The organism is Streptomyces sp. NPDC096012 (assembly GCF_040426375.1).
Lineage (GTDB): Bacteria > Actinomycetota > Actinomycetes > Streptomycetales > Streptomycetaceae > Streptomyces.
In genome coordinates, this window is the sequence record NZ_JBEOTD010000033.1 from 23,334 (window position 1) to 41,840 (window position 18,507).

General features: G+C 72.6%; 11 protein-coding genes and 1 pseudogene. 8 read left to right on the forward strand and 4 right to left on the reverse strand.

The genetic code is table 11. The annotated features are described in order from the left end of the window. Positions 1-348 precede the first annotated feature (348 nt). Complete coding sequence (locus ABVB68_RS27175) at positions 349-831, reverse strand: CBS domain-containing protein (RefSeq protein WP_353603780.1); 483 nt, start codon at positions 829-831, stop codon at positions 349-351. A 991-nt stretch (positions 832-1,822) separates the two neighbouring features. Here ABVB68_RS27175 and ABVB68_RS27180 point away from each other — a divergent pair. From ABVB68_RS27180 to ABVB68_RS27195, 4 genes are all read left to right on the forward strand, one after another. After that, positions 1,823-2,119 (forward strand): hypothetical protein, encoded by a 297-nt coding sequence (locus ABVB68_RS27180; protein ID WP_353603781.1) that lies wholly within the window; start codon positions 1,823-1,825, stop codon positions 2,117-2,119. 283 nt (positions 2,120-2,402) lie between these two features. Beyond that, entirely contained in the window at positions 2,403-3,743 is a 1,341-nt protein-coding gene (locus ABVB68_RS27185) for a phosphoribosyltransferase family protein (RefSeq protein ID WP_353603782.1), read from the forward strand. A gap of 361 nt (positions 3,744-4,104) precedes the next feature. After that, entirely contained in the window at positions 4,105-6,165 is a 2,061-nt protein-coding gene (gene ftsH / locus ABVB68_RS27190) for an ATP-dependent zinc metalloprotease FtsH (protein ID WP_353603783.1), read from the forward strand. Positions 6,166-6,835: 670 nt separating this feature from the next. Further along, positions 6,836-7,708 (forward strand): universal stress protein, encoded by an 873-nt coding sequence (locus ABVB68_RS27195; RefSeq protein ID WP_353603784.1) that lies wholly within the window; start codon positions 6,836-6,838, stop codon positions 7,706-7,708. Between the two features lie 539 nt (positions 7,709-8,247). On the opposite strand, the gene ABVB68_RS27200 is transcribed toward ABVB68_RS27195, so the two are convergent. Together ABVB68_RS27200 and ABVB68_RS27205 are read right to left on the reverse strand one after the other, a co-directional pair. Beyond that, positions 8,248-8,598 carry a DUF5335 family protein gene (locus tag ABVB68_RS27200; RefSeq protein ID WP_353603785.1) on the reverse strand — a complete coding sequence of 117 codons (351 nt, stop codon included), beginning with the start codon at positions 8,596-8,598 and terminating at the stop codon, positions 8,248-8,250. Between the two features lie 418 nt (positions 8,599-9,016). Continuing rightward, on the reverse strand, positions 9,017-9,304 hold the full coding sequence (locus ABVB68_RS27205; RefSeq protein WP_353603786.1) for an SHOCT domain-containing protein: 288 nt from the start codon (positions 9,302-9,304) through the stop codon (positions 9,017-9,019). Positions 9,305-9,619: 315 nt separating this feature from the next. On the opposite strand from ABVB68_RS27205, the gene ABVB68_RS27210 reads away from it, so the two are divergent. The 4 genes and pseudogenes from ABVB68_RS27210 (at position 9,620) to ABVB68_RS27225 (ending at position 16,404) form a co-directional block, all read left to right on the forward strand. Beyond that, positions 9,620-11,950, forward strand: coding sequence for a heavy metal translocating P-type ATPase (locus ABVB68_RS27210; RefSeq protein WP_353603787.1), 2,331 nt, complete (start codon positions 9,620-9,622; stop codon positions 11,948-11,950). 138 nt (positions 11,951-12,088) lie between these two features. Next, positions 12,089-14,777, forward strand: a pseudogene (locus tag ABVB68_RS27215) (bifunctional acetate--CoA ligase family protein/GNAT family N-acetyltransferase). Between the two features lie 464 nt (positions 14,778-15,241). Beyond that, complete coding sequence (locus tag ABVB68_RS27220; protein ID WP_353603788.1) at positions 15,242-15,700, forward strand: Crp/Fnr family transcriptional regulator; 459 nt, start codon at positions 15,242-15,244, stop codon at positions 15,698-15,700. A 44-nt stretch (positions 15,701-15,744) separates the two neighbouring features. Further along, positions 15,745-16,404: a CBS domain-containing protein gene (locus ABVB68_RS27225; protein WP_353603789.1), complete on the forward strand. Its 660-nt coding sequence runs from the start codon at positions 15,745-15,747 to the stop codon at positions 16,402-16,404. 268 nt (positions 16,405-16,672) lie between these two features. On the opposite strand, the gene ABVB68_RS27230 is transcribed toward ABVB68_RS27225, so the two are convergent. Next, on the reverse strand, positions 16,673-18,391 hold the full coding sequence (locus tag ABVB68_RS27230) for a sensor histidine kinase (protein WP_353603790.1): 1,719 nt from the start codon (positions 18,389-18,391) through the stop codon (positions 16,673-16,675). Between the last annotated feature and the right edge of the window lie 116 nt (positions 18,392-18,507).

Here is an 18,507-nt window from a genome sequence, read left to right on the forward strand (position 1 = left end):
TCAGCGCGAGAACGGCCGCCACCACATCGCCCTCAGGCGTACAGGCACGGGAGGTTGAGACTGAGCGGTTCGAGTCGCGCGGAGGCGACCGAGCACCAAGCCGCCCAACGGCGGGGCTTTCGCTCCGGCTGATGCGCTACCAGTGATTCCCCATGCTAGCCAGTGGGCAGTGCACCGGCCATCGGAGAAGAACCCGGTCGCCATCGGCGTCCTGGCCGTCCCGCCCGGCACGTTCAACCACCTGTTCCTCCCATGCCCGGACTTCGACGAGAGCGGCAGTAGCCGGCCCCCTGTGCTCCGGGGACGCCGTCGCGTCGCCTGTGAGGTCGGTCGTGCTCAGGAGCTTCCTCACGTGCCGTGCCACGCCGTGCTGCGGGGCGGCAGCCCGGGCAGGGTCGCCCGCGCGGGGCCCGGGCCGACGGGTTCGGCCCGGGCCTGCAGATCAGCGGCGGAGGCGACGTAGTCGCGGGCCGTGAGCAGCCCGACCAGCCGTCCGTGCGGATCCGTGACCGGCAGGGCGTCGAGATCCTCGGCCGTCATCACGGCTGCCGCGCGCAGAACCGACTCCTCGGGGTGGACCGTGACGGTCCGGCGGGCGTGCACGAGATCGCGCACTCTGCGGGAGGACAGGGTGGCCGCGGCCGCCGCGCAGACCACGGCGAGTTCGGCGCGCTCCAGGAGCCCGGCGCAGCAGCCGTCCCCGCGGACCACGGGGAGGTGACGCTGCTCGGCCCTCTCCATGACCTCCCAGGCCATCAGCACGCTCTCGTCCTCGCTGATCGAGTACGGGGCGGCATCCATCAGACCGCGCACCGTCGGTTGCTCGTTCACGGTTGCCTCCTCGTGCCGGGGCCCTGCCCGCTGGTTCGCGGGTGCGCGACGCGCTGCCGCAGCGGCGCTGACGGGCGGCGCGTGCGTGGTGCGCCCGCCCTTTCACGCTGGTCCGGCAGACGTCGTCTGTCATGGGGCCGTATGGCCTCGCCGCCCGCCGTCGGCCCCGCGACCGGCCCTGAGTGCGGGGCCGGCCGGTCCGGTGTGCAGCCCGGTCAGCCCCTGTCCGTCCCGGTCGCCCAGCCGGAGGCCGCAGGCACCGTGTCCCGGAGGAGATGCGCGGTGAACGGCATCCTCGAGGCTCCCGTGCACGTCCTGCCGACCGACGGCACCACCGTAGGGATTCGGCGTGGGGGGGGCCGGTCGGCCCCTGCGACGGGACGGACGGCCCCCGCCCGGCCGCAGGCCGGCCGGTCACTATGAAGGCCAGAGCCTCAAGGAGGTGGGCCCCGTGGCGGACCTCGGAGTAGCGATCGCCCGGCCGTACCAGGGCGGTGTCGTGTTCCGCTGCGGCGAACCGCGCAACGTCCGGCCTCATGGGATCCGGTTCGTGATCCCCGTGGCGGACCGCATGGGGAACGTCACCCTGCGTACGCTCACCATGCCGATCCCGTCCCCGCGGGCCATCACCCGGGGTGACGTCTCCACCGGCTCCATCGGCGTGGCCGCGGTCGCCCACCTCCGCCGCGTCGACCCGGTGAAGTCCGTCGTCGAGACCGCGCGACCTGCAGATCCTCCCCGGGATCGCCGCGGAGGGGAACTTCACCCGCGTCTTCCCCGCGCCGTTCCTCGAAGGCGTCCGGGCCGCGACGCGGTTCGCGGAGGAGGAAGCGGGACGTGGCGCGGCGTCTCACCCTCAGCCGCGGACACACCGGGAACCGGTGGTGAGCGGCAGCTCCGTCCCGCGGTGAGCCGGCGGGCCCCGGAGCACTCCGAAGCGGGGGCCGCCGGAAGAAGAGGTTCCCGCACCCACGAAGGAAGGCTGGACACCATGGCCCTGACATCATGGACGACGACAGGCGTGTTCACGGGGCCGGGAGGCGTTCGCACCGACGAGGCGGGGATCGTCACCGGGGATCTGACCGTCCATACCACCTGGGACGGCAGGGAGGCCGCCGTGGAGGTCCTGTACAGCGGCACCTCCCAGAGGTTCACACTGACCGGGAGCCCGGTCCCCTGCCCTTCTCAGCAGGGCAGCCGAAGTCTGCACCAGGCGGTGGTGGAGGCCGTGCGGGCCGGCGGCGGCGCCTGCGTTCCGCGGCACGACCAGTTGTGGGCACGTCCTTGAGAACGGACGGGAACCGGCGTTCCGCAGCTTCCCCGTCGCCCCTTCGCAGGGAGGCCGGAAGCCGATGGACGAGGATCCCCCGGGCCCGGACGTGCCGCCGTCCTGCGCGTCCTCGGCGGGTACGGCTTCCGTTCGGCTGCAACGGGCGGCGGTGGACCGATGGCCTTCGCCGGGGCGGGGCGGTGGCATCGGTACCGGACCGTCGACGCGACGGCGTGGCGCCGTCGCACGACGAAAGCGTGTGCGGGAAACGACTTTTCCGCCGGGGCGAGGAGGCCGGATCATGTACTTCGTGGATCGCCGGGATGCTGGCCGGCAATTGGCGACCCGGCTGAAGCACCTCAGGGGTTCCGGCGTCGTGGTGCTGGGGCTGCCCCGCGGAGGGGTTCCGGTCGCCGCAGAGGTGGCCCGGGCACTCGGCGCACCGCTGGACGTCTGCCTCGTACGGAAACTCGGCGTGCCGTTCCAGCCGGAACTGGGCATGGGGGCCATCGGCGAAGGCGGCGTACGTGTGATCAACGACGAGGTGGTGCGCACCGCCCGTGCCACCCAGGACACGCTGGCCGCGGTCGAGGCGCGCGAGCGCGAGGTGCTGGAGAGCCGCGCCCGGCGGTACCGGGGGGAGCGGGAACCACTGGGACTCGAAGGCCGCACGGTGCTGGTCGTCGATGACGGGGTGGCCACGGGTTCGACGGCGCGGGCGGCCTGCCGGATCGCTCGCGCTCGCGGGGCCGCACGGATCGTGCTCGCGGTTCCCGTGGCACCGCATGACTGGAGTGCCCGACTGGGCGCGGACGCCGACGAACTGGTGTGCCTGCACACACCGTGGGACTTCTACGCCGTCGGGCAGTTCTACGCCGACTTCTCACAGACCGACGACGAGGAGGTCGTCGACTGTCTGGAGGAGGCCCTCGCCCGTTCCGTGAACACCCGCCTCACTCCACCGGGTCGTGCGCTGCCGCAGGACCGGGAAGCCGGTGTGCGAGCGGGTCCGCTGGTGCTGCGGGGACAGCTCACGGTCCCCCGAGGCGCGCTCGGCATAGTGGTGTTCGCACACGGCAGTGGCAGTAGCCGCCACAGCCCACGCAACCGGTTCGTCGCGGCCGGCCTGAACCGGCGGGGTCTGGGCACCCTGCTGTTCGACCTCCTGACCGAGGCGGAGGAGACCGACCGGGCCAACGTCTTCGCCACGGACCTGCTCGCCCACCGGCTCACGGACGCCACCGGCTGGCTGCGCGCGCAGCCCGAGGCCCGGGACCTGGCCATCGGCTACTTCGGAGCCAGCACCGGCGCCGCCGCCGCGCTGTGGGCGGCCGCCGAACCGGACGCACGGATCGCCGCCGTCGTCTCCCGAGGCGGCAGGCCGGATCTGGCCGGACCACGGCTCCCGATGGTGACGGCGCCCACGCTGCTGATCGTCGGGGGCCACGACCAGCTGGTGCTCGGTCTCAACCGTGAGGCACAGGCCAGGCTGCGCTGCGAGAACGAACTCGCGGTCGTCCCCGGCGCCACCCACCTCTTCGAGGAACCCGGTGCCCTGGAGAAGGTCACGGACCTGGCCGGTGACTGGTTCGCCGGCCACATGGCCCGGGCCGCTCCGGCCGTGGCCCGGTTCCGGCCGTAGTGTCCGCGTACGGCGGCGGCGCCGTGCCTGTGGCCGACGCGTGCCGTGCGCCGAGGCCCTCGAGCTCGGAAGAGCGCCCCGCCCGGGAATAGGATGGGCACAGCAGGAGCGGCCTGACCACAGAGAAACCCCGAGTCCCCGGCCTTCCAGACGCCCGCGCACGGCGGTGCGCTTCGTCGATGTCGCGGCGAGACGACGTGCGGACGTGCCGATCGGCTCCTGGTCGCGGGCCGGCCGGCCGCCGCGAGTCGGGGCGGGCTCCGAGCGGACGGTCCCCATCGGGGCCATTCCCCCCTGTCGCCTGCGAATGACCGGATCGCGGCCGGCAGGGCGTTCGTGCCGACCCGAAGGGGTGGGACTGGTGATCACACGAGTGCGGATGCCGCATCGGCACCTCACGCCACCGGCCGGCTCCGGGCGGCCGCGCGAGCCGCATCCGCCTCCCTCCGGGCAGCCGCAGCCGGTCGGCGGGCGGTGGATCCTCTGGTGGATCCTGTCGACGCTCGTGATCGTCCTGGTGCTCTCGCACGCGCGGTCAGGGCCGCACGTGAGCGCACTGTCCTACAGCGACTTCGTCGGCAGGGTGGGCGCCAGCCAGGTGCGGATGGTCGACATCACCGACAAAGGAGCGGTCAGCGGCACTCTGAAGGACGGGACGAAGTTCACCACCCAGCTCCCCACCGCGCTGGGCACCGGAGCCCAGCTCCAGCAGCAGTTGACCTCCCACCACGTGCAGATCAAGGCCAGCCAGGGCGGCAGTGGAGGCTCGGCGTGGTCGTCCGTGCTCTTCACGTTCCTGCCCTTCGTGTTGCTGATCGGCCTCGTCATGTGGATGGGGCGCCGGGCCGCGGGGTCGGTGACCGGCGGGCTGAGCGCCATCGGACGCTCGCGCGCGAAGATCATCGAGGCGGAACGTCCCACCACCGGCTTCGACGACATCGCCGGCTACGACGGGGTCAAGCAGGAGATCAGCGAAGTGGTCGACTTCCTGCGCAACCCCGACCGGTACACGGCCGCTGGTGCCAAGGGACCCCGCGGCGTGATCATGATCGGGCCACCTGGTACCGGCAAGACGCTCTTCGCGCGGGCGGTCGCCGGCGAGGCGGACGTGCCGTTCCTGTCGGTGTCCGGCTCCGCGTTCGTGGAGATGTTCGTCGGCGTAGGCGCCTCCCGGGTACGCGACCTGTTCGGCGACGCCCGCAAACGCGCCCCGTCGATCATCTTCATCGACGAGATCGACGCGCTCGGATCGCGTCGCGCCGGCGGGGCCCGGCTGGGCGGCAACGACGAGCGCGAGCAGACCCTGAACCAGCTGCTGTCCGAGATGGACGGCTTCGACCAGTCCAGCGGCATCGTCGTCCTCGCCGCCACCAACCGGCCCGACTCCCTCGACCCGGCCCTGCTGCGGCCCGGCCGCTTCGACCGCCAGGTCACCGTGCCCCTGCCCAACCAGGCCGAGCGAGCCGCGATCCTTGCCGTCCACGCCCGGGACAAGGAACTGGCCTCGACCGTCGGCCTGGACGCCGTGGCGCGCGCCACGCCCGGATTCTCCGGCGCCGATCTCGCCAACCTGGTCAACGAGGGTGCCATCAACGCCGTCCGGAACAACCGCACCCGGATCGAGCCGCACGACCTGGACGCCGCACGTGACCGCGTGCTGCTCGGACGCCGGGAGTCCTCCAACGCGCTCCTGCCCGAGGAGCGTCATTCCGTGGCCGTACACGAATCGGGTCACGCCCTGGTCGCGGCGCTGTGCGAGCACGCCGACCCGGTGGCGAAGGTCACCATCCTGCCGGCCGGTGTCACCCTGGGCGTCACCGAGCAACTCCCCGAGGCAGAGCGCCACTTGTACAGCGAGAGTTACATGACCGACCTGCTGGCGGTGCGCCTGGGCGGCCGCGCGGCCGAACTTGTGGCCTTCGGCGAGGGATCCACGGGAGCCGCCGACGATCTGGCCGGGGCCACCCAGATCGCCACCCGTATGGTCCGCGAGTTCGGCCTCTCCCCCGAACTCGGCCCGATCGGGTACGCGTCCTCCCGCTCGCCCTTCCTCGGTGAGACCACCGAGGAGCCCGGTCGGCCACCGTACTCGGAGCAGACCCAGCGCATCGTCGACGAGGAGGTCGCGCGTCTGCTGCGCCAGGCCGAGCAGCGCGCGGTCGCCCTGCTGCGCGGCCACCGGGCCGCCCTGGAACGCCTGGCGGAACAGTTGGTCGCCCGCGAGACCGTCGACGGCTCGGTCGTCCTGGACGTCCTGCGCCGAGAACGCGGCCAGGCGGACCCAGGAGCCCAGGACCACGCCGTCACCACGGCACGCCCCGAGGTGACCGCCACGACGCGGACCGTCCACCGCACTCGCCGAACGCTTCCAGCCCCCCTCCGCCGCGCGATCAGCAGGCGCTGCGGCAAGCGAACCGACTGACGCGCACGTCCGACGGGTTCGGAACCCGGTCCGGCCGCGGAGCCGGCGGAACGGCCCCGCCCTGGTCCGCCGGACCGGCTTGACCGGGAGTGCCCGGACGGCAACCACCCTCCTGGAGCCGGGATCGTCCAGGGGCGCCATCGTGTGCGTAGGGGGAACCGAGACGGAACCATGACGGGAACCGATGAGATCCACGGTATCCGCGCTTGCGAGGGCCGCTGCCCGGCCGACGGGGCCCGGAAGGCGCTTCCGAGATGCCTCGGCGGGGCGTATGGGCGACGGTGGAAGAGAGAGCGAGAACGCCGGCCACCCGTTTCCGGCCACGTCTGGCGGAGCAGCTCCCATGACCCGTCACGCACAGGAACGAACCGCGCGGATCGAACGACGGGGCCGGTGAAGCGCGCCGTCCAGGAGAAGGCGACGACTGATCCGATCGTGGTCGGAGTCGACGGCTCCTGGCTGAGCCTGCGAGCTCCGGCACGGGCCGCCCACGAGGCGACGCTGCGACAGTGAGCGTCTCCTCAGGGACAGTACGGGCTGAGGAGGCGTCGCCGATGATGACCAGCAGACCCTGCGGCATGGTGCACGTGTGCCTGCTTCCTGACGCGTCCAGACCTCCGGGACGCAGTGACGGCGACGGCGCCGTGCTTCGGGCCGGTGGGTGTTCGCCGTGAGCTCGCCGGTCGTGGTGGGAGTCGACGGCTCGCCTTCGAGCCTGGAGGCTGTGACTGTCGCGGCGCGTGAGGCGCGGCTTCGCGGGTGTGGTCTGAAGCTGGTGCACGCGTTCTTCTGGCCGGCCGTCTATGCGCCGCTCGGTCCGTGGACGTCCGTTTCGGCTCAGGAAGCGATGCGCGAGGCGGCAGGGCAGCTGATGGACGACGCGCTGGAGCATGCCCGTTCCGTGGCCCCCGATGTCGAGGTCAGCCACGCGGTGGTGGCGGGTAAGCCGCTGGCCGTGCTGGAGGCCGAGTCCCGCGCCGCCGCGCTGGTGGCGGTCGGCAGTCGGGGGCTGGGGGGATTCGCGGGCCTGTCGGTGGGGTCGACGGCGGTCCGGCTTGTCGCACACGGGCACTGTCCGGTCATGGTGGTGCGAAACCCCGATGCCACCGGGCCGGTACTGCTCGGGGTCGACGGCTCACCGGCCGGGGAAGCCGCCGTCGAGTTCGCCTTCATGGAAGCCGCCCTTCGTGGCACCGGCCTGGTGGCTCTGCATGCGTCGACGCGGTCGAGCGTGCCGGCGGCCCCGCAGCCTGATCCGTCGGCTCACGGATCGGACCCGGGCGCCCTCGCGGCCGACGAGGAGCGCCTGCCGGCCGAAGCAGTCGCCGGGCAGCAGGAGAGGTACCCGGACGTCACGGTGGAGCACGTCGTGGTCCGGGGCGGTGCCCGTGAGGCACTGATCGAGGCGAGCGCGAACGCCGCACTGGTGGTCGTCGGTGCCCGGGGGCTCGGCGGATTCACCGGGCTGCTCCTCGGTTCGGTCAGTCAGGCGGTCGTGCAGCACGCGCACTGCCCGGTCGCCGTCGTCCGCCGCACCGGGTGAGGATGTCGACTCCGCGGTGATCCTCGGTGAGGCCCTCGTGAGCGGGCCGGCGTGTGGCTCATGAGAGGCCGGCGTGCACGGGCGGACCTCTCGTGCGTCGCGGGGCCCGGCATCCGGCGTCGCACGGGAAGAGGAGGCACCACCGAACGAGGGGAACGGTCGTGGCGTCGCCCGGCACACCTCTCCCGGGCAAGCCGCAGGAAGGCCTTGGACCGGGACGCCGAGTGGCGGCAGCCCGTCACGTTCGCCTGCCGGCGCTCGGAGACCGTCACCCGACGCCCATCGTCCTCGACGAGTCCCGGACCTGCCGGGCTGCGGCGGGAGCACGGGCTGCCGCAAGGCGAGCCCGACGCCTTCCGGCCCAGCGCCATCGGACTGGGCGCGGCCGAGCCACTGCCGGCTTTCGAACACGCGGTCGTGCGAGGTCACCGGTCGGCCCTGGCCCGGCAGGACTCCGTCGCGCTCTGGAAGCCAGGTCCTCGACGGTCGGGGGTCCCGCCCGGGCGCAGCGGGGCCGGTGGCTCAGGACCCGGCGTGGATCACGACTCGGCCTTGAAGAAGGTGATGAGTGTGATGGTGCCGTCCGAGGCGACGATCCGGACGGCCGGTTCGGGGATGTCCTCGGTCGCGACGTCGATCTCCGTGGGGTGGGGGATGATGTGCCTCAGCACCACGGGGTAGCGGGCCGACTGCCCGCCGACCGCCACGATCGCCGCGTCGTCCTTCGGGTCATAGGTGAGGTATGCGAAGGGCAGCCGCTCGGCCTCGTACTGGTGCCCGACCTCCGGGTCCAGCACCTCGATGGTGACGTGTTCGCCCTTTTGCTCCTCGGTGATCCGGTCCAGCGCGGTCTTCCATTCGTTGCGGGTGAGTACTCCGTTGCCGGTCATCGTCGGTCCTCCCATGGATACGCAGTCGTCCCTCAGGTACGACGGTCGCCGCGCCGCCTGTCCGCGGCCTCGGCCTGGCAGGTCCAGCGGTGCGGCCGGGCTGGACCTGCCAGGCCGAGGCCCGCTTGCGGCCAGGCCGGTTCGACGGCGATCAGCGGGCACGGCTGGGGTCACAGAAGTGTGACCGCGGCCATTGATCGTCCCCTCTCGTCGCCTCCGACCCGGTCTTCTGCCGACCAGCGGCGGCATCGCGCCGCGCCGGCCACCGAGCGTTCCCGGCACATCGGTACACGCCGAAGGCTCCCGGCTCACGGCGCCCTCAGCACCGCCGTACGCCTCTTCCCCATTGATCGAGTACGGCGCACCGTTCGTCATGGCGTCCACGGAAGCCCTCTCGTCCACGGCTCCCTCATCCCGATCACTGCCGGCCGGGGCGAGGTACGCCGCCCGTGGTTTTCACCAGGACGGTCAGGCGGCGGTGGTACTCGTCCTCGTCTATATCGCCTCGGGCGAAGCGTTCCGCAAGGATCCGCTCAGGGGCGGGTTCGAGCGGCCGGTCGTCGGCACGGTCGCTGCTCCCTCCCGGCCTCGCCAGGGCGCGATACAGCAGGACGCCCAAGGCGATGATCGCTGCCCAAAAGAAGATCATGCCGGCCGACATGGCGAGCCAGCCCCATCCGCCGATGCCGTGGACGTACCAGAACATGGGTGGCTCATCCCCTTCGTGAGGCCGGGAAACATGATCCCGGTGCCTGCTGTTCTCGAAGTGCCCGTTCCTTACGTTCGGTCGGGTCGCCGAGCCCGTCATGAGCCGGTGAGGCCAACGCGAGGGGCCGATGGGCCCTCATTCGCGTGCGAGTGTGCTCAGGGCGTGTCGCATCGGACGACCGCGATGGCGCGAACAGGGTTGGTACGGCCCTGGTGTCAGGGCCGTTCGTCCCCTGCCGCAGGGCCGGCGCGCCGGGATGTGATGGACGGGGACCAGGCCTCGGGCAGCAATGTCGGACGGACAGAGGTGGCCATGAACCGCTCCGCCTTCATCACACGGCTGCGCTCTCTCACCGTGGCCTTGGCCTCGGCACGGCTGGAGCCCGCCTTCCTGGCCGTCACGGCGGCGGCCCTGACCGCAGGGGGTGCTGCCTGGCTCGCCGGTGACGAGGGTCTCGCCGGCCTGATGTGGAGTCTGGGTACATGGGCCGCGGTCCTACCAGCGGCTGGCTGGGTGCTCTCCGCACTTCGTCACGGCCGTGCGGGCGTCGACCTGATCGCGCTTCTCGCTCTCGGTGGCACCCTCGCCGTCCACGAATACCTGGCCGGCGCGCTGATCGCGCTCATGCTGGCCACCGGGCGGACCCTGGAGGCGGCCGCCCAGCGGCGGGCCTCGCACGATCTGCGTGCGCTGCTGGAGCACGCGCCCCGCTCGGCACGCCTGCGGACAGCGCGCGGCGTCGCCACGGTTCCGCTGGCCGACGTCGCCGTGGGTGACCTGCTGGTCGTGGGTCCTGGCGAGGTCGTCCCGGTCGACGGGCGGGTGGAGGGCGCCGCGGCCAGCCTCGACGAGTCCGTGCTCACCGGCGAGTCCCTGCACGTCGAACGGGCGGCGGGTGACACGGTCCGCAGCGGGGTGGTCAACGCCGGCGGCGCCTTCGAGCTGCGGGCCACCGCAGCCGAGCAGGACAGTGCCTACGCCGGGATCGTGCGGCTGGCCAGGCAGGCCGGGGCCGAGTCGGCGCCCGTGGTCCGGCTGGCCGACCGCTACGCGGCCTGGTTCCTCCCGCTCGCCCTGGTGGTGGCGGGAGCGGCCTGGCTGCTGAGCGGCTCGGCGGTACGAGCGGTAGCGGTGCTGGTGGTCGCCACCCCCTGTCCGCTCCTACTGGCCGCACCGGTGGCCATCGTCTCCGGAATCTCCCGCGCCTCACGCCTGGGAGTCGTCATGCGTGACGGCGACGCCCTGGAGAACCTGGGCCGGGCCCGCACCCTGCTGCTCGACAAGACCGGCACCCTCACCCGCGGCCGCCCTCGCGTCCTGGACGTGGTCGCCGCACCGGGGTGGCAGCCTGCGGAGGTGCTGAGGCTGGCCGGGTCGCTGGACCAGTACTCCCCGCATGTCCTGGCCGAGGCGATCGTCGGCGCCGCGCAGGAGCGGAAGCTGGTCCTGACAGTGCCGTCCGATGTCACGGAGACGCCCGGCCGGGGTGCTTCAGGCACCGTGGACGGTCACCGGGTGTCCGTCGGCCGCATCGACGCGTCCGGTGCCCGCCCGGCCTGGACGAGGGTGGTGGACAACCGGGCGCTTCTCGACGGCGCGGCCGTCGCCTGGCTGACCGTCGACGGATGCCAGGCAGGTGCGGTGCTGCTCCGGGATCCCCTCCGCCCCGATGCCCCGCGCACCCTTCGCCACCTGCGGGCCGCGGGCATCGAGCGGCTGCTGATGCTGACGGGAGACCGCACGGAGCCGGCGGCCGAGGTGGGCGCCGTCCTCGGTCTGGACGACGTCCGCGCCGGGCTCGACCCGGCCGGCAAGGTCGCCGTCGTGCGCGCCGAGCGCGAACGCGCGGTCACCGTCATGGTGGGCGACGGTGTGAACGACGCCCCCGCGCTGGCCGCCGCGGACATCGGTGTGGCGATGGGTGCCCGCGGCTCCACCGCCTCCTCGGAAGCCGCCGACATCGTGCTGACCACCGATCGCGTGGACCGGCTCGCCGACGCCGTGTTCATCGCCGTACGGGCCAGGCGGATCGCCGTGCAGAGTGCCCTGGGCGGGATGGCGATGTCCCTGGCCGCGATGGCCGCAGCCGCCGCCGGCCTGCTGCCACCCGCCGTCGGCGCCCTCCTCCAGGAGGCCATCGACGTGGCGGTCATCCTGAACGCCCTGCGCGCGCTGCGCACGGACCGGGCCACACAGCCGGCGCTGGCCCCCGCCGCCGAGGCGCTCATCCAACGCTTCGCCTCGGAACACAACGACCTTCAGAGTGTGCTCGAGGCGGTGCACAGCGCGGCTGACCGCCTCTCCGACGGCCCCGGCCCGCAGGCTCTCGCGGCCGTCGAGGAGGCGCACCGGCTGCTGACCGATCGGCTCCTGCCTCACGAGTACGCCGAGGAGCACGAGCTCTACCCCGCCCTCGCCCCCGCTCTCGGCGGCCCGGAGGCCACGGCCACCATGAGCCGGGCCCACACCGAGATCGAACGCCTCGCCCGCCGCATCGCCACCCACCTGCAGCTGGCGCGCGCCGAAGGCGGCCTGTCCCCTGGCCAGCTCGACGACCTGCGCGCCTGCCTCTACGGCCTGCACACCGTGCTCCGCCTGCACTTCACGCAGGAGGAGGAGAGCTACTTCTCGCTGGTCCGGTGAGATCCCGCTGACTGTCTGCCGGAGCCCCGCCCCACCCCGGAGGGCCGTTCGGCCCGCCCCGTGCCCGGTCAGCCCCTGTGCCGACCGGGCCCCGCCGCCGGACGCTGGACACGGGAGCCTCCGGAGGGAGGGTTCGTGATGACCGACATCCAGGAAGCCCCGGTGCATGCCCTGCTGGCCGACGGAACCACTGTCCGCATACGGCAGGCGGGTCCGGCGGATCGGCCGGCGGTGCAGCGGCTGTACGAGGAGATGTCCCCGCAGAACCGGTGGTTGCGGTTCTTCTCCGTCAGCCCGTCCTCCGCCCGACAGGCAGCCGAGCGGGTGGCCGGAGGCGACCGCCCCGGGTACCGCGCGCTGACCGCTGAGTACGACGGGCGGCTGGTGGGGCTGGCCGAGTACGAGGTGCTGCCGGACGGCAGCACGGCGGAGATCTCGGTGGCCGTGACCGACGGCTGGCATCACCGTGGTGTGGCCACCCTCCTGCTGGAACACCTCGCGGACGCCGCGCGGACGGCGGGCATCACCGCGTTCAGCGCCGACGCCCTGGCCGAGAACCACGACGTGCTGAAGGTCTTCCACGACCTGGGGCTGCGCGTCACCCGTCACTTCGAGGGACCCGAGGTGCACTGCAGGGTCGAACTCACCGAGGACGAGACCTACTTGAGCGCCGTCGACGCCCGGGGCCGGGTCGCCGACGTCATCAGTCTGCAGCCGTTGCTGCGGCCCCGGACGGTCGCGGTGATCGGCGCGGGCCGCAGGCCTGGGTCGGTCGGGCGCGCGGTCCTGCGGAACATCGACAACGGTTCCTACGCCGGGCGGCTGTTCGCCGTGCATCCGGAGGCCGCCGCGATCGCCGGGGTGCGTGCTTGGCGGTCCGTCGCAGAGCTGCCGCAGGTGCCGGACCTGGCCGTGATCGCCGTACCGGCGGCAGCCGTTGCCGAGGTGGCCGAGGAGTGCGGCCGGGCCGGCGTGCGCGCCCTGCTCGTGGTGTCCGCAGGCCTGGACACGCACCAGAGCCACGCCCTGATGGACGCGTGCCGGCGCCACGGCATGCGGCTCGCCGGCCCGAACTGCCTCGGCCTGGCCAACACCGAGGACGACGTCCACCTGGACGCCACCTTCGCCGCCCGCCACCCCGGGCCCGGCACAGCCGGTGTCGCCGTACAGTCCGGAGGAGTCGGCATCGCGCTGCTGGACGGGCTGGCCCGGCTCGGCATCGGCGTGTCGACCTTCGTATCGCTCGGCGACAAGTACGACGTCAGCGGCAACGACATGCTCCAGTGGTGGGAGAGCGACGGGCACACCGACCTGGCGCTGCTGCACCTGGAGTCCTTCGGCAATCCCCGCGCCTTCTCGCGCACCGCCCGCCGGGTGGCACGAGCGATACCGGTGCTGACCGTGGACGCGGGCCGGTCCGAGGCCGGACGGCGGGCCGCGGCCTCGCACACGGCGGCGGCGGCCACTCCGACCATGACCCGGCAGGCCCTGTTCACCCAGGCCGGCATCACCGCCACCCGCACCATCGGTGAACTACTCGACACCGCCGCCCTCTTGCACGCCCAGCCACTGCCTCACGGCACGAAGGTCGCCGTCGTCAGCAACGCGGGCGGGGCCGGCGTCCTGGCCGCGGACGCGTGCGTGGACGCGGGACTCGTGATCCCGCCGCTCGCCGCCGGCGTGGTGGACGAGCTCCGCGCCCTGCTGCCCGAGGGCGCCACCGCGACCAACCCCGTGGACGTCACGGCGGCCGTCGGCGAGGAGCAACTACAGGCATGCGTCCGCCGTCTGGCCGGGCACGGCACTGTCGACTCCGTCCTCGTGAGCCTGGTCCCCACGGCGGTCGCCACGGCCACCGGAGAAGACCTGGTACGCGCCCTGACCTCGGCCCCCGGCCCGCTCGCCCGCCCCGTCCTCGCGGTGCTCCCCGCGCAAGCGGCCCGCGTCGAGCTGCTGCCGACCGCCGGCCGGGCCACCTTGCCCGCGTACTCCGACGCCGAGGACGCCGCCCGCGCCCTGGCCCACGCCGCGGCCCGCGCCGACTGGCTCGCCCGGCAGCCGGGCGCGGTACCTGAGCTGCCGGACGTGGCGACCGTACGCGCGAAGGACCTGGCCACTGCCTACCTGGAGGCCCATCCGGAGGGCGGCTGGCATCGATCCCCGGACCACGGCCGTGCTCCTGGGCTGCTACGGCATCCCGCAGATCCCTTGGGTGTGGGCCCGGGACGAGAACGAGGCGGTCGCAGCGGCCGAACGGCTCGCCGGACCTGACGGACGCGTCGTGATGAAGGCCTACTGGCCGGGTCTGGTGCACAAGAGCGAGCAGCACGCCGTCCACCTCGACCTGCAGAACGGTTCACAGGTCAGGGCCGCCCATCGCGATCTGGTCACCCGGTTCGGCGACCGGATGACCGGAGTGGTCGTCCAGCCGCTCGCCGAACGCGGCACCGAACTGTTCGCCGGAGTCGTCCAGGACGAGGTCTTCGGACCCCTCGTGGTGTTCGGCCTCGGTGGTACCGCGACCGAACTGCTCGCCGACCACGCCGCCCGGCTCGCCCCGCTCACCGACCTCGACGTGCACGCCCTGCTCACCTCCCCGCGCTGCTCTCCCCTGCTGTTCGGCTATGCCGGCAGCCCTGCCGTCGGCCTCGGCGCCCTGGAGCAACTCCTGCACCGCCTCTCCCGGATGGCCACGGATCTTCCCCAGCTGGCGGAGGCCGACCTCAACCCTGTGCTGGCCGGGCCACACGGCGTCACCGCCGTCGACGCTCGCGTACGGCTGGTCTCGCGCCGGCCCCACGACCCGTACCTGCGCCGACTGCGCTGACCGGCCCGACGACCGCGGAGTCGTGGACGTGGTCGACGGCCTCACCTACCGCTTCGACGGCAGGCGCGGACAGCCCGCCGGACCGGCCGCGCACAGAGGGCCGACGACTGGCTGCGCCGTGAGTAGTCCGTGAGTAGTCCCGGACAGACTGCGGGCTCCGCGCGAAGCCGCCGCATCGGGGCCGATCGGCCCTGGTGGGCCGGCGGTTTCGGTGGTGCGCTGGTAGTGGCGGGAAGGACCCGTAGAAGACGCGGAGAAGCGGCCGGCAGCCGCGCACCGCGCAATCGGGATCCGCGAGAAGCGGGTGACGGGCCTTCCCGTCCGGTCATGTGGATGGGCGCCGGCCCGGCGATACCCGCGCGGTATGAGCCGAAGGGCCCACCGCTGGGTCCGGGCGGCCCGTGGTGCCGGATGCCGAGGTCGCGGACGCTGGGAACCGACCGTCCATGAAGGGAGCCGGTGCCATGACCTCCGCAACCACCATGAGCACGGCGCTCGAGCCCGTGTACCGCGAACGGCTGATGCACCTCGCCCGCGAGGCCTCCTTCGAAGCCGGGACACGCCTGTTCGAGGAGGGTCGGCACGCCGACCGTTTCTGGATCGTACGAACCGGAACCGTCGCCCTCGATCTGCACGTGCCCGGTCGCAGGCCGGCCGTCGTCGAGTCGCTCGGGCACGGCGAACTCGTCGGCTGGTCCTGGCACTTCCCGCCCCACCTCTGGCACCTGGGCGCCGAGGCGATGACCCCGGTGCGGGCCTGGGAGTTCGACGCCGACGCGGTGCGTGCGATGTGCGCCGCGGATCCCGCGTTCGGACGGGCCATAGCGGTGTGGGTGGGACGCGTGGTCGCACAGCGGCTGCACGCCACCCGGGTCCGGCTGCTCGACCTGTACGCCCCCTACGGCAGCGGTGACCTGTTGTGACCGCCCAACCGCTCCGTCCGGCCGAACGGCTTCGGGAGGAAGGCATGGAGAGCAGGCCGCACCGGGTGAGTGACGTGATGACGCATGCCGTCGTCGCGGTGGGCCGCAAGGCCCTGTTCAAGGACATCGTCGAACGCATGGAGGAGTGGAGGGTCAGTGCCCTTCCCGTGCTGGAGGGCGACGGGCGGGTGATCGGAGTGGTGTCCGAGGCCGATCTGCTGCCGAAGGAGGAGTTCCGGGACAGCGACCCGGACCGGTTCACCCAGCTGCGTCGGCTGCCCGACCTGGCCAAGGCCGGGGCGGTCTCCGCCGAGGAGCTGATGAGCACCCCCGCCGTCACGGTCCATGGAGACGCCGCGCTTCCCGAGGCGGCGCGGATCATGGCCCTGCGGCACGTCAAACGGCTGCCCGTGGTGAATGCCGAGGGCGTCCTCGAAGGCGTGGTCAGTCGCGGGGACCTGCTGAAGGTGTTCCTGCGTCCCGACAACGAACTGGCGGACGAGATCCGCCGGGACATCATCGACGTTCTCTTCCCGGCGCCGGTCGAACCGGTGCACATCATCGTCGGCGACGGCGTCGCGACCCTGACGGGTCGCGTCGAGGACGCCGCACGGATTCCCCTGGCCGCACGCCTGGTCCGGGGTGTGGAAGGGGTCGTCGGTGTGGACTGCCGGCTTACCGCCGTCGGCTCCGACGCCGGGTGACGCCCTCTCGTTCGAGCCCGGGAAGATCTTCGTCCGGCTGGTGTGTGCGCTGTCGCGGGCGTGGTGGACGTGCAGTGTGCGCTCAGTGGGCCACCCCGCCGTCCGGACCTCGCCCCGCACCGGGGCGCGCCGCGAACGGAATCGGATGGGTGGCGCCGGGCGGTCGCGGGGCATCGCCCGAGTGGCCCGTCCCTGTGCCCCCTTGCCCGTGTGGTCTCTCGACACCGACTGCCGGACTCCGCCCGCACACCAGGGAGGGTCCGCTTTCCTATGCACCGGGCAGGGGCACCCGCCAGCGCAGTGTGGCACCACCCCCGTCGGGGCTGGACGCGTCGAGGTGCCCGCCCAACTGCTCCGCGCGTTCGGCGATGTTGCGCAGCCCGCTGCGGCGGCCGTCGGGCGCGATACCCACGCCGTTGTCCGCGACCGTGAGAGAGACCTCCCGGCCGTCGGTCGTCAGGGCGACCTGGGCCCGGTCGGCATGGGCATGGCGGGCGATGTTGGTGAGGGCCTCGGAGAGGACGGCCACGACGTGGTCGGCGATCTCCGGCGGGACGTCGGTGTCGAGCAGGCCCTCGATGCGCACGCTGGGCGTGAAACCCAGCAACGGGGTCTTTTCGCCGACGACGTCCACGGCCCGGGCCCTCAGCCCGGTGTCGGCGGCGCCCGCACGGGCGCGCAGCCCGAAGATCGCCGAACGGATGATCTTGATGGTCTCGTCCAGGTCGTCCACGGCCCGCAGCACCCGCTCGGCGGCCTCGGGATGCTCGATGAAGCGGCCCGCGCTCTGCAGCGTCATGCCGGTCGCGAAGAGCCGCTGGATAGCGAGGTCGTGCAGGTCCCGGGCGATCCGATCGCGGTCCTGGAGCACCGCGATCCGCTCGGCGTCCTTGCGGCGCTCGGCCAGCTCCATCGCGATCGCGGCCTGCGCGGCGAAGCCCTGCAGCTTCTCGGTCTCCTTGCCCGAGAACACCTGCGCGCCTGCTTCGCGGGCCACCAGCACCACGCCGCGCACGCCGCCTTCCCCGGTGCCGATGGGGACGGCCACGGCGGGGCCGAGCCCCTGGAAGCGAGGTGGTTCTGGGCAGATCCGCTCGTCCTGGCGCACGTCGTCGCTGGTCACCGGCGCGGCGGCCGAGAAGGCGAGGCCCATGAGGGTCCTGGACAGGGGCAGCACCAGCCCCCGGTGTGCCTCCGCGTCCACGCCCACGGCGATCTCCACGGTGAGGGAGTCGGTGGCCTCCATGGGCGTCGCCACCGCCGCCAGGGCCGACCCCATGATCTCGCGGGCCCGTTCGGCGATCAGTTTCAGCGTCTCGGCGTGCTCGCTGCCGGACATCAGGCTGTGGGTGATCTCGGCGTTCGCCAGCAGCCAGCGCTCGCGCAGCCGGGACTCCTCGTACAGCCGGGCGTTGTCGATGGCCATGCCGGCCGCCACGGCCAGCGTGGCCAGCACCGACTCGTCCTCCTCGTCGAACTGCACTCCCCCGCGCTTCTCGGTCAGGTACAGATTGCCGAAATCCTGATCGCGGACCCGGATCGGCACACCCAGGAAGCTGTTCATCGGTGGGTGGTGGGCCGGGAAGCCGTACGAGGCCGGATGCTGGGAGATCTTCTCCAGCCGGAGCGGCTCCGGGTGCCGGATCACTTCACCGAGGATGCCGTGGCCCTCGGGGAAGGGACCGATCTCGGCGATCTGCTCCTCGGTCACCCCGACGGTGAGGAAGGCCGAGAGGGATCTGCCGTCGGGTCCGATGACGCCGAGGGCGGCGTATTCGGCGTCGACCAGCGCGGCGGCCGCCTCGACGATGGAGTGCAGCGCCTGTTCGAGGTCGAGTTCGCGGCCGACGGAGAGCACCGCCCCGAGCAGGCTGTGCACCCGGTCCCGGGTGCCGCGGGCCGCAGCGATCCGCGCCTGCAGCTCCTCCAGCAGCTCGTCCAGCTTCAGCTGCGGCAGTCGTACACGGGGCTCTTCTGCGCTTGCCACAACACGCCTCCATGCCCCTCGCACACGAGTCCGGACTGTCGCGGTCACTACCCACATTAGCCAGCCTGTGCCGATTGACGCAGCGCGGCCGTCGCAGGCGTCCGGGAACGGTCTTC